Origin of the sequence: Pseudoalteromonas sp. APC 3224, from assembly GCF_030407535.1 — a bacterium.
Classification (GTDB): Bacteria; Pseudomonadota; Gammaproteobacteria; order Enterobacterales; family Alteromonadaceae; genus Pseudoalteromonas.
On the sequence record NZ_JASDDF010000056.1, the window covers coordinates 1 to 12,318 of the forward strand.

Annotated in this window: 9 protein-coding genes; 4 read left to right on the forward strand and 5 right to left on the reverse strand. The window is 37.8% G+C overall.

The window, feature by feature from the left end; all coding sequences use genetic code 11:
- Positions 1–261 precede the first annotated feature (261 nt).
- Positions 262–1,611 carry a class II 3-deoxy-7-phosphoheptulonate synthase gene (locus QL989_RS18515; RefSeq protein ID WP_171039112.1) on the forward strand — a complete coding sequence of 450 codons (1,350 nt, stop codon included), beginning with the start codon at positions 262–264 and terminating at the stop codon, positions 1,609–1,611.
- A 91-nt stretch (positions 1,612–1,702) separates the two neighbouring features.
- Here the strand turns inward: QL989_RS18515 and QL989_RS18520 are convergent, their stop codons facing one another.
- Positions 1,703–2,512: a pyruvate, water dikinase regulatory protein gene (locus tag QL989_RS18520; RefSeq protein ID WP_008108730.1), complete on the reverse strand. Its 810-nt coding sequence runs from the start codon at positions 2,510–2,512 to the stop codon at positions 1,703–1,705.
- A 154-nt stretch (positions 2,513–2,666) separates the two neighbouring features.
- On the opposite strand from QL989_RS18520, the gene ppsA reads away from it, so the two are divergent.
- On the forward strand, positions 2,667–5,042 hold the full coding sequence (ppsA, locus tag QL989_RS18525) for a phosphoenolpyruvate synthase (RefSeq protein ID WP_008108727.1): 2,376 nt from the start codon (positions 2,667–2,669) through the stop codon (positions 5,040–5,042).
- A gap of 52 nt (positions 5,043–5,094) precedes the next feature.
- Here ppsA and QL989_RS18530 read toward each other — a convergent pair whose 3' ends face one another.
- Positions 5,095–5,307 carry a PGPGW domain-containing protein gene (locus tag QL989_RS18530; RefSeq protein WP_008108725.1) on the reverse strand — a complete coding sequence of 71 codons (213 nt, stop codon included), beginning with the start codon at positions 5,305–5,307 and terminating at the stop codon, positions 5,095–5,097.
- A gap of 144 nt (positions 5,308–5,451) precedes the next feature.
- Here QL989_RS18530 and QL989_RS18535 point away from each other — a divergent pair, with 144 nt between their 5' ends.
- Positions 5,452–8,496, forward strand: coding sequence for an FAD-binding and (Fe-S)-binding domain-containing protein (locus QL989_RS18535; protein ID WP_290171587.1), 3,045 nt, complete (start codon positions 5,452–5,454; stop codon positions 8,494–8,496).
- A 76-nt stretch (positions 8,497–8,572) separates the two neighbouring features.
- Here QL989_RS18535 and QL989_RS18540 read toward each other — a convergent pair whose 3' ends face one another.
- Both QL989_RS18540 and QL989_RS18545 read right to left on the reverse strand, forming a co-directional pair.
- On the reverse strand, positions 8,573–9,772 hold the full coding sequence (locus QL989_RS18540) for a cation:proton antiporter (protein ID WP_290171589.1): 1,200 nt from the start codon (positions 9,770–9,772) through the stop codon (positions 8,573–8,575).
- Positions 9,772–10,983, reverse strand: a complete 1,212-nt coding sequence (locus QL989_RS18545; RefSeq protein WP_008108719.1) for a tyrosine-type recombinase/integrase — start codon at positions 10,981–10,983, stop codon at positions 9,772–9,774. Before QL989_RS18545 ends, QL989_RS18540 begins: the two co-directional genes overlap by 1 nt.
- A 140-nt stretch (positions 10,984–11,123) precedes the next feature.
- Here QL989_RS18545 and QL989_RS18550 point away from each other — a divergent pair, with 140 nt between their 5' ends.
- Positions 11,124–11,687, forward strand: coding sequence for a YSC84-related protein (locus QL989_RS18550; RefSeq protein WP_008108715.1), 564 nt, complete (start codon positions 11,124–11,126; stop codon positions 11,685–11,687).
- A 100-nt stretch (positions 11,688–11,787) separates the two neighbouring features.
- Here the strand turns inward: QL989_RS18550 and QL989_RS18555 are convergent, their stop codons facing one another.
- Positions 11,788–12,126 carry a DUF3693 domain-containing protein gene (locus QL989_RS18555; protein WP_290171591.1) on the reverse strand — a complete coding sequence of 113 codons (339 nt, stop codon included), beginning with the start codon at positions 12,124–12,126 and terminating at the stop codon, positions 11,788–11,790.
- Between the last annotated feature and the right edge of the window lie 192 nt (positions 12,127–12,318).

Genomic DNA, 12,318 nt, shown 5'->3' on the forward strand with positions numbered 1-12,318 from the left:
ATTATCTTATACAGCTTAGCTAAGTGGCTGCAAGCAAAGCTTAATAAATACCACTCTTACTATTTATCCTATTGTTTTTTAATGTATTAGTGTTCTTTATTTATATATTTATTATCAATAAAATAGTTAAATCATAGATAATAATCCTATTTAAATTTACCTAATAACTAAATAATTAGTAAATAGTCGATTTAGTCCTTGAACAAAGCCCTCTGCATACGTTAATTTCAATACATCAGGTAATAGGAATGAGGAATGAACATGCAATCGTGGAACCCAAATAGTTGGAGAGAACTGCCAATACTGCAGCAGCCACAGTACCCAGATCAAGACATATTAAAATCTGTTGAAGGCCAGCTTAAAAGCGCACCGCCTTTGGTGTTTGCAGAAGAGACTAGAAGTTTGTTTAAACAACTTGAAGATGTGTGTGAAGGCCGCGCATTTTTACTTCAAGGTGGTGACTGCGCAGAATCATTTAGTGACTTTAACGCTGCAAATATTCGCGATACATTTAAGACCATTTTACAAATGGCTGTAGTACTAACCTATGGCGGTAAATGCCCAGTTGTAAAAATTGCACGTATGGCAGGTCAATACGCTAAGCCACGCTCAGCCGACTTAGAAACAATAGACGGTGTTTCGTTACCATCTTACCGTGGTGATATAGTAAATAACTTTGAGTTTACTGAAGAAGCACGTATTCCAGACCCTCAGCGTTTAATGACCGCGTATCATCACAGTGCGGCAACACTCAACCTACTACGTGCTTTTGCACAAGGTGGGCTTGCTGACTTACATCAGGTTAACCGTTGGAACATGGGCTTTGTTGCTGCTAATCCACAAAAAGCAAAATACCAACAGCTGGCAGATAAAATTCAAGACGCTTTAGAATTCATGGAAGTATGTGGTATTAATTCAACTATAGCGCCAAGCTTAAAAGAAACAGATTTATATACATCACACGAAGCGTTATTGCTAGGCTATGAAGAGGCATTAACCCGTAGAGACCATTTATCAGGCGACTGGTACGATTGTTCAGCGCACTTTGTTTGGATTGGTGAGCGTACACGTCAGTTAGACCATGCTCATATTGAATTCTTTAAGGGCATTAAAAATCCAATAGGCGTTAAAGTTGGCCCAGGTATGGATCCTGACGAACTTATCCGTTTAATTGATGCACTAAACCCAGATAACATTCCTGGCAGGTTAACGCTCATTACACGAATGGGTGCAGATGTATTACCAGAGAAGCTACCGGCGCTTGTTCGCAAAGTACAGCAAGAAGGGCGTAAGGTAATTTGGAGCTCAGATCCAATGCATGGCAATACAGAGAAAGCCAGCTCAGGTTATAAAACTCGCAGCTTTGATAACATTATGCGCGAAATTAGTCAGTTCTTCGCTGTTCACAAAGCTGAAGGCTCATACGCAGGTGGTGTTCATTTAGAAATGACCGGACAACATGTTACTGAATGTACCGGTGGTGCATACGGTTTATCAGATGATGACTTAGCGCAGCGTTACAAAACTCAATGTGACCCTCGCTTAAATGCCGATCAAGTATTAGAGCTTGGCTTTTTAGTTGCAGACCTTTTAAAAGATGCTCGCAAGTAATACGCCTTCCTAATATGTTAAAAGCCGCTATTAATTAGCGGCTTTTTTGTGTGCTGGTTGTAATTACATGCTTAAATCACATGTTAGTTTGTTAGTACTTACGACGCTCAAGACCTGTATCAGAAATGATTTTTGCTGAGATCTCTTCAACCGAATGGTGGGTAGAATTTAAATGAGCAATTTTATGCTTCTTATAGAGCATTTCTACTTCGCGCACTTCAATACGACACTGTCTAATTGATGCATATTTTGAATTTGCCATTCGTCTATCTCTGATCGCAGCCAGTCTCTCAGGGTCTATAGTTAAACCAAACAGTTTATGCTTATAAGGCACTAAGCACTTGGGTAACCCTTCGCTTTCTAAATCATCTTCTGTGATCGGGTAATTGGCCGCTTTAATACCGTATTGCAGGGCTAAATACAGGCTTGTTGGCGTTTTACCGCTTCGACTAACGCCAACTAAAATAATATCAGCCTCAGCAAAGTTTTTAATATTACCGCCGTCGTCATTCATTAAAGCATAGTTAACTGCATCAATTCTAAAGTCATAACTTTTTTCGTGTATTGAATGGGTTCTATGTACTTTAGGTACTGGGGCAACGTTTAATTCGCTTTCAATTTTTTCGCTATACGTTGTTAAAAAGTCATACGAGACAGCATCTGCAGAGCGAATAATTTCCGATAATTTATGATTCACAAAAGTAAAAAAAACTAAAGGCTTCTCACCTTGCTTAGACGATGTGGCGTTAATAAGCGCTTTGATTTCATGCGCTTTTTCTTCGGTTTCTACAAAAGGAATTGTTTTATGATTAAATTCCACAGGAAATAAAGACAAGGTCGCATGACCAAACACTTCAGATGTGATTGCCGTACCATCTGAAATATAAAACGCAGTTCTCATAAAGCCTCTTTTTTATTACATTTAATTTTAAAATAAGTGTATCACGGTTTACGTGAGGACGTTTGCCAGTGTAGAATGGGGGCGACCTTTATAAAAGGTTTTCTTTCTTAACTCTCACAGTTAGTACTACAATTTGTTTTTTGGAGAAAGATCCGTGCAAGAATACGTTCTCTGGTATCAAGAGCTTGGTATGCAAGATGTTCCTCGAGTTGGTGGTAAAAATGCCTCACTTGGTGAAATGATTTCAAACTTAGCTAACGCAGGTGTGCAAGTCCCAGGTGGTTTTGCTACTACCTCAGACGCTTTTAACGAGTTTTTAGAACAATCAGGACTCAACGCAAAAATTCACGACATTTTAGATACTCTTGATGTTGATGATGTAAACACACTCGCCAAAGTCGGCGCCGATATCCGTCAGTGGATTATCGATACCCCATTCCAACCTAGTCTAGATAAAGCAATCCGCGATGCATACAGCCAACTTCATGGTGACGCTTCTGCAGATGTTTCATTCGCTGTTCGATCATCAGCTACTGCTGAAGATATGCCAGACGCCTCGTTTGCAGGCCAACAAGAAACGTTCTTAAACGTTGTTGGTATTGATTCTGTAATGACTGCTATTAAACACGTATTCGCTTCGTTATTTAACGACCGCGCTATTTCTTATCGTGTTCACCAAGGCTACGATCACCGTGGTGTAGCGTTATCAGCGGGTATTCAACGCATGGTACGCTCTGATAAATCAGCATCAGGTGTTATGTTCAGTATTGATACTGAATCGGGCTTTGAAGATGTAGTGTTTATCACATCAAGTTATGGTTTGGGTGAAATGGTTGTACAGGGTGCGGTTAACCCAGATGAATTTTATGTTCATAAACCAACGCTACTTAAAAACAAGCCAGCTGTAGTACGTCGTAACATTGGCTCTAAAGCCATTCAAATGATTTACTCTCAAGACAAAGCTCATGGCAAACAAGTAGAAATTGTTGACGTAGACTCTGCACTTTCAAACAAATTTTCGATTACAGATGAAGAAGTGCAAGATCTTGCCAAACAAGCTGTAATCATTGAAAAGCATTACGGTCGTCCAATGGACATCGAATGGGCAAAAGATGGTAACGATGGCAAACTATATATAGTTCAAGCGCGTCCAGAAACTGTTCGTTCAAACGAAGACACAAACGTAATGGAACGCTTCCAACTAAATGGCAGCAGCAATGTTGTTGTTGAAGGCCGTGCAATTGGTCATAAAATTGGTAGTGGTGTTGTACGTGTACTTGATTCAATCAAAGAGATGGACCAAGTACAAGTAGGTGACATTTTAGTTACCGACATGACAGACCCAGACTGGGAACCTATTATGAAACGCGCGGCTGCGATTGTTACAAATCGTGGTGGTCGTACATGTCATGCTGCAATCATTGCACGTGAGTTAGGTATTCCAGCCGTTGTTGGTTGTGGTAATGCAACAGACTTAATTAAAGCAGGTCAAGAAGTTACTGTATCATGTGCCGAAGGCGATACAGGTTTCATCTACGAAGGTATTTTAGACTTTGAAGTACTTACTTCACGTGTTGACGAAATGCCTGAACTTCCAATGAAAGTGATGATGAACGTAGGTAACCCAGATCGCGCATTCGATTTTGCACGTTTACCACATTCAGGTGTTGGCCTTGCGCGCGTTGAGTTTATCATCAACCGTATGATTGGCGTTCACCCTAAAGCGTTATTAAATTTTGATGCACAAACAGATGCATTAAAAGCAGAAATCACAGACATGATTGCCGGTTACGAATCACCTGTTGAATTCTATATTGGTAAACTAGTTGAAGGTATTTCTACCTTAGGTTGTGCGTTTGCACCAGAGCGTGTAATTGTTCGTATGTCTGATTTTAAATCAAACGAATACGCTAACTTAGTGGGCGGCCAGCAATACGAGCCAGAAGAAGAAAACCCAATGATTGGTTTCCGTGGCGCTGCACGTTATATCTCTGAAGACTTCCGTGATTGTTTTGCACTTGAGTGTGAAGCTATAAAACGCGTAAGAAACAGCATGGATATGACCAACATCGAAATCATGATCCCATTCGTACGTACCCTTGAAGAAGGTAAACGCGTTATTGAATTACTTGAAGAACATGGCCTTAAACGTGGCGAAAATGGTCTTAAAGTAATCATGATGTGTGAGCTTCCGTCAAATGCATTAATGGCTGAAGAATTCTTAGAATACTTCGATGGTTTCTCTATCGGTTCTAACGATTTAACACAGTTAACGCTTGGTCTTGATCGCGACTCAGGTTTAATTGCTCACCTATTTGATGAGCGCGACCCTGCAATCAAAAAGCTACTTTCTATGGCTATTAAAACAGCCAAAGAAAAAGGTAAATATGTAGGTATTTGTGGTCAAGGTCCTTCAGATCATGAAGACTTTGCAGCATGGTTAGTAGAGCAGGGCATTGACTCTGTTTCGCTAAACCCAGATACAGTACTAGAAACATGGTTATACTTAGCAGACAAACTTGCTAAGTAAGTTACCTCGTTAAAAAATGCCAGCAACTGCTGGCATTTTTTATGACTAAAAATTAATTTTTTGCTAATTTTTTATCTAAATAGGCACATGAACGAGTCAGTGCTTTTTGACACCAAGTTAAATACCCTCTAGCTTTAGGGTAATACATAGAAAAGCAGAATAAGCCTGCAATAAAAAATATTAACGATGGCCCTGGCACCACAGCAAACAATAATCCGAGTAAAATAAACAGTGTTCCGCTGATCTGCATTAGTAGTTTTTTCATATAAACCTCATAGTAGGCGTTTAACTTGATTATAATTGCAGCTGCTCATATATCGATAAAAAGAGTGTTACAAACTGTAAAATCTTCAATTTCTATTAGCCATCGCCATGATATAATTACACAAATGCATTAATAAGCGCCGCCATGATAGCAACTATTACACAACAAGATGCCGCGACCGAGCTTGTCGCAAATTATTTAAATACTATAAAAAATCAAGGGTTTACTGGGGATACTGACGCAAGCTATGCAACCAGACTCACAGCGTCAACCGATAACAGTATCTACCAGCAGCTTCCTCAAGGTGTTATTTTTCCAAAAAGCGAAAAAGACATTCAAGTTGCTCTGCAAATAGCATCGCAAGACCCTTTTTTATCGTTAACTTTTGGTCCTCGCGGTGGCGGCACAGGAACAAATGGTCAATCTTTAACGCCTGGTATTGTGGTTGATTTATCACGTTATATGCGTGAAATCCTCGAGATAAATGTTGAAGAAGGTTGGGTACGAGTTCAAACTGGTGTGATAAAAGATCAACTTAACGACTTTTTAAAACCGTATGGTTTTTTCTTTTCACCCGATTTATCTACCAGTAACCGCGCCACTATTGGCGGCATGATCAGTACTGATGCATCGGGGCAAGGCTCCTTAGTTTATGGCAAAACCAGCGACCATGTTTTAGGGCTAACCACCTATTTAGTTGATGGCACTGCAATGTCTACCAGTCCAATAGACATTGAAAAAGCAAAAATAATTGCCGATCAGGAATCCTTAATTGGCAAACTCTACAAAACAGTATTAGACATATCACTTAATGAACGCGACGCTATATTAGCCAAATTTCCACGGTTAAATAGATTTTTAACCGGTTATGACCTAGAGCATGTGCTAAGTGAAGACTTACAAACTTTTGATATGAGCCGCTTAATAACCGGATCAGAAGGCTCTTTAGGCATAGTTACTGAAGCAAAATTAAACCTAACACCTATCGCAGAATTTAAAACCCTCATAAATATAAAATATGACAGTTTTGATTCTGCGCTTCGCCATTCACCATTTTTAGTTGATGCCCGCGCAACTTCAGTTGAAACCGTTGACAGCAAAGTATTAAATCTTGCCCGCGAAGATATTATTTGGCATTCAGTATCGGACTTAATAACCGACGTTGCTAATAAAGATATGCAAGGACTCAACATGGTTGAGTTTAATGCCGTATCACCAGAAGACATAAAAGACAAAGTAGACACATTATGTAAATTATTAGATGAGTGTGTAGCTAACCAAACTAATGGCGTTATTGGCTATCAGTTAACCAGTGATAAAAGCGATATACTGAAAATTTATGCAATGCGTAAAAAATCAGTGGGTTTACTCGGGAATGTAAAAGGCAGCCAAAAACCTCTCGCGTTTGCAGAAGACACTGCCGTTCCACCAGAAAATTTAGCCGATTATATTGTTGAATTTAGAGCGCTACTTGATAGCTATAATTTACAGTACGGTATGTTTGGTCATGTTGATGCTGGCGTTTTACATGTTAGGCCAGCACTGGATATGTGCGACCCTGAACAAGAAAAATTACTGCGCACTATTTCAGATGAAGTAGTAAAACTCACCGCAAAATACGGTGGTTTGATGTGGGGCGAGCACGGTAAAGGCTATAGAAGTGAATACGGTCCTGAATTTTTTGGTGAGCATTTATTTACGCAATTACGAAAAATAAAATCGGCGTTTGATCCAAATAATAAAATCAACCCCGGAAAAATATGTACCCCGCTTGAAAGTGAAGACTCACTAGTTAGCGTTGATGGGCAAAAGCGCTCTTACTTCGACAAGCAAATATCTATTGATGTTAATACCAGTTTCAACAATGCAATGACCTGTAATGGTAACGGCTTATGTTTTAATTATGATGAAAACTCTCCAATGTGCCCGTCGTATAAAGTAACTGGCGATCGCCGTAATTCGCCAAAAGGTCGAGCAGGGCTAATGCGTGAATGGTTACGTCTTCAAGAGTTAAAAGATGTTAATTTACTTGAGGTAGAAAAAGAACTTAACAAAGGTGAAGTCATTACTTGGTGGGAGCGCTTTGTTCATAGCAGAGAGAAAAAACAAGGCGTTTACGATTTTTCACATGAAGTAAAAGCCTCAATGGATGAATGTTTAGCGTGTAAAGCGTGTACTACGGCTTGCCCAATAAAAGTAGATGTGCCAACTTTCCGTGCCCGTTTTTTAAATTATTATCACAGTTATTATGCCCGCCCACTCAAAGATTACTTAGTGGGTAATATAGAAAACAGTGCACCGTTAATGGCAAAATTTGCTAGGGTTATTAATCCAATTGTAAAAACATCATTAGTTAGTGGCCTCATTAAAAAAACGGTAGGCTATGTTGATACCCCTCAGCTAAGTATTCCTGCACTCAACAAACGTGTAAACAAAGCGCAAAAATTTAATTTAGAATTACTTAAAAAACTAAGTACCGATGAGCAAAATGATTATGTACTCATTGTTCAAGACCCATTCACCAGCTTTTACGAAGCAGAATTGGTTGAGAGTTTTATTACACTAATTACTCAGCTTGGAAAAAAACCAATGCTGTTACCCTTTAAACCCAATGGCAAACCTCAGCACGTGAAAGGTTTTTTGCATGAATTTAAGCTAACGGCAAAAAATGCTGCAGAGTTTTTAAATCAGCTTAATGATATTAATGCACCGCTAGTTGGTTTAGATGCGTCGTTAGTGATGTGTTATCGCGATGAATATAATACAATTTTAGAAAATAACCGTGGCGATTTTAATGTGCAACTTGCGCATGAATGGTTAGAAACACAATCGTTCAGTGCTTTAGAAGCTAAACAAATAAATACTGAATTTACTTTATTAAGTCACTGTACCGAAACGACTGCATTACCAAAAGCCGCAAGTGTGTGGAAAAATATTTTTGATCAGCTTGGTTTAACATTAAACACCACAAGTACTGGGTGTTGTGGTATGGCCGGCACTTATGGTCATGAAGCACAAAACCAAGCAAACTCCAAAGCACTTTATGAAATGAGTTGGAAACCTATCGTTGATAAAAATAAACCTGAGCAACTTTTATCAACTGGCTTTTCATGTCGTAGCCAAGTAAAACGTTATGAAAAATTTAAGCCTAAGCATCCAATAGAGCTACTGGCAAAAGTACTTAGTTAATGATTTAACTAAGTAAGCTGTAAAATAAAAAGGCGCAACTTATTATTAAGTTACGCCTTTTTATTTTTGTTTATATTTATTTAGTTTTTTTAGCAAAACTGTCTGCAATGGGTTTTGTACTAATACCATGAATAAATACACTAAATAAAATTGTGGTCATAGCAATGGTCGCAATTTGAAATTTATTTTCTATTTGTGTATCAATAACCATTAAAGTAAAAACAATCGAAGCCAATCCTCGTGGCCCAAACCAAGCAAACGTTAAACGCTCTTTTATTTTTAATGACGTAAATTGCAATGACAACATAACAGGAATTATTCTGATCAGTGTTGTACTAAGTAGCGCATAAATTATTATTTCAGTATTTAATTTCGGGATCACTAAATAAGCACAAACAAAACCGAATAAACACCAAATCATTAAAGAGGAAAAGTCAGCTATATGCTCTGAGTCTTCAATCAGCTCTTTGTTTATTTTGGTGCTCGCGTATTTATCAAATAAAAGCCCCGCTACAAATACGGCAATAAATCCACTGCCATGAAAATATTGCGTAAGTGAAAATACAGCCATAGCAAAACCCAATAGTAAAAACGGGCTAGTGTTTTGGGCAAAGTAATGTCGCTTCATTGCAAAGTTTAAACACGGAATAAAAACAGCAATACTTGCGAATGCAATTAATAATGCAACTCCCAACTCTCTAGCAAATACACTTAACGTTTGTGTTGCAGTAATTGAGGATTCAGGATTTTTTGCAAGCAGAATAAATATTAAAAATATAGGCACACATAAGCCATCGTTTAAGCCACTTTCAGTATTAATACCTTCTCTTATTTTTTCAGGCACTTTTGTATTACTTAATAACCCCTTACTTAACGCCGCATCGGTTGGGGTTAATATAATTGCGATAAGTGCTGCTTGAATTAATGAAAGCTCAGCAAATAAAAATAACGCGGTAGCAATCCCGAGTAATAGAGTTAATGGTAAGGCAACAAATAAAAGTAAACTTGGGTATTGAAAACTATGCCTTAATACTCCTAATTTTGACTTTGCTGCATCGGTAAATAAAAAGATACTGAGCGTTAATTCTATAAAGGGCAGTAAAAATCGTAAGCCATTTTTAAAATTTTCACTTTCGTTCGGAGCTATCAATGCTAGCAGTATCCCCCCTATAACAAAAAACATCGGCCCAGTAATTTCTGTTTTTTCTAATTGGCGTAGTGTTATAGAATAAATTAAAAATAATGCACCAATAAAAGCAATAATTAAGTATTCCATTAAATCTTCCTTTTTATTCCAGATTTTGCCCGTTCTTTAATATTTGTTTGAATATATATTTGATCAGTTGTGGCTATTTTTGCGTGACCTAAATCTTCAGATAAATGCTTTAAAGGTCGAGTTTGTGCATCATGCGTTGCACCGGTATGTCGAAGCCAATGTGCAGTGGCCGCTTCTAATTGTTCCGCGTCATCTTTAAAGCCATCATCAAGTAATGACTGCTGAGCAATATCAAAACTTTGTTGTACTAAACGTCGAATTTGTCTTACTGTCATACCACCTTGGCCACGAATTTTATGCACTAACGGGTCGGATTCGTCAACCCGGGGCAGGGCAGGTAAACCACGGTATAACCGGTAGCGTTTTAAATACTCAAGAAAATCATCACTTAAAGTTACATCTCGTAATTTATTACCCTTACCCATTATACGTAAAAACCAAAAGCCATCGTTATCTTGCCAAAAATGAGACATAACAGGTGACCATTGTGGACGCTCTGATAATTCTGAAATACGTAAATATAATCCTTTTAAACAGGCGAGGGTAAAAAGGTTTCTTTCATACTCTGGTTTTTGTTCACACAGATCACGTGTTACACCAAATACGTATTCCCATTGAATATCGCTCAATGTATCGGGAATTTGAATCTGCGATTGCACTACTAAATAAGGGCTATTTTTTTTAACCACAGGTACAAAGTTAGCGAAGGTTTTTTCTTCTAAAATAGCGAACTTGTAAAATACATTAAGTGCAGTAAACATTGCGGATAATGTTTGCTGACTCGCAATAGATTCTTTTTGCATGAAAGGGCGCCAATTTTGGTTTAACCGACGTACTCCTTGCTCATCTTTATAGCGCCACTGCACCGAGGTTGATGCCCATTTTTTATCCGGCTCGACCATAAAATCAACATACGCCTCAATATCTTCACGCTTTAAATCGAATACTGATTTTTCAGCTATAAGCCATGACCACAAATAAAATCGTTCCAATTCATTGCGAAAACGACTATATGTTGCTTCTGATTTTCGGCCATAAACATATAAAAACTGGTATAAAAAGTTAAGATCGGCCTTTGATTCAGTTACAGTCAAGCTGACTTGCTGTATAAAAGAGGCTAGTTCTGGATATTCTGATTGGAGTGTATTATCTTCAAGGTGTGCTATTTGATAACGTAATTGTTTTAATGTATCGACCAGAGCAACAAGCATAATAGTAAAATATATAAGAAAATAATAGACTTATAGATTAACCTTAAAGTCCGATACTGTCTAGTATTGGACATAACGAAATTTTGATATTTATGCTAAATGCAGATTTATTAACCATATACCTTATTAAAGGAAAAATCATGAAAAAATTACTTCTGTTGAGCATGTTAGTTATTAGCGTTTTATTAACAGGTTGCGCTACTACAGGGAGTGCTTCTCCTGGAGAAAAACGTGCTTTAGTACAAAGTATGAAATCGAATACATTAACTGCTCTATACGAAAAAAAACCAGATGTTAAAACTCAAATTGCAAACTCTGCCGGTTATGCTGTATTTGATAATGCCAACGTAAACGTTATTTTAGCCAGTTTTGGTGGTGGGTACGGTGTAGTAAAAAATAACTTAACCGGAAAATCTACCTATATGAATATGGGCGAAGCTGGTTTAGGCTTAGGTTTAGGTGTTAAAGATTTCAATATTGTGATGGTTTTTCACGATCAAGCCGCGTTAAATAGATTTATTAAACATGGTTGGGCGTTCGGCGGTAATGCTGATGCTGCTGCAAAATACCAAGATAAAGGTGGCGCTTTAGTTGCCGAAGCTATTGCTGACCAAGTTACTGTTTACTCTTTAACCGAAAGTGGCCTTGCACTGCAAGCTGTTTTAAAAGGCACTAAATTTTGGGTCGATTCTGAGCTAAACTAAGCGAATAAAACCCTATCATAAGTGGGCTAGTTTGTATGATTACGCCCACTTTAATTTAATTCATTCAATTTAACATAACGTAATTTATGGGCTGTCGCTATTACGCAAATGCGTCCTCAGTTGGTGCATTCGCCAGTCCTGCAACTAGTGTTAGCGCTACACATGCTGCACTAATCTTTTTTACAATATCAGTCCAAACTTTACTTTCTTCTTTGGTTTTAGATTTTTCAATAGCTAAGTTAAGTAAAGCTTCTTTTTGATCCATTCCAACTTTATTAGCCAAAAAAATACACTGATTGGCAGTTAAATGTCTTTCACCACGCTTAATTTGTGATAAAGAACCTGACGTAACACTATCCAAGTCAGCAACAACTTGTTTGTCCTGAGAATAGCCCATAAATTCTTTGTATTTTTCAATGAGTTGGTAACTAAATGACATATATATCTCCTCTCTAAATCAATTATAGCGCACAAAAATGTAAAATATATTCTTGACGTTGCACAAACTTGTGCGCTACATTCTGCGCTATTGCACAAGTTTGTGCATTATATTTACAAGGAAATACGGATATGAGTTCCACTAAAAACACATTAAATCCATTATTAGTTCAAATTACATATTTTTTTGTTC

Bases quoted from the DNA above. Each gene is read 5' to 3' on its own strand.
- QL989_RS18545 (WP_008108719.1), bottom strand. From the start codon at position 10,983: ATGCTTGTTGCTCTGGTCGATACATTAAAACAATTACGTTATCAAATA.
- QL989_RS18550 (WP_008108715.1), top strand. From the start codon at position 11,124: ATGAAAAAATTACTTCTGTTGAGCATGTTAGTTATTAGCGTTTTATTA.
- QL989_RS18515 (WP_171039112.1), top strand. From the start codon at position 262: ATGCAATCGTGGAACCCAAATAGTTGGAGAGAACTGCCAATACTGCAG.
- QL989_RS18535 (WP_290171587.1), top strand. From the start codon at position 5,452: ATGATAGCAACTATTACACAACAAGATGCCGCGACCGAGCTTGTCGCA.
- QL989_RS18520 (WP_008108730.1), bottom strand. From the start codon at position 2,512: ATGAGAACTGCGTTTTATATTTCAGATGGTACGGCAATCACATCTGAA.
- QL989_RS18530 (WP_008108725.1), bottom strand. From the start codon at position 5,307: ATGAAAAAACTACTAATGCAGATCAGCGGAACACTGTTTATTTTACTC.
- QL989_RS18540 (WP_290171589.1), bottom strand. From the start codon at position 9,772: ATGGAATACTTAATTATTGCTTTTATTGGTGCATTATTTTTAATTTAT.
- QL989_RS18555 (WP_290171591.1), bottom strand. From the start codon at position 12,126: ATGTCATTTAGTTACCAACTCATTGAAAAATACAAAGAATTTATGGGC.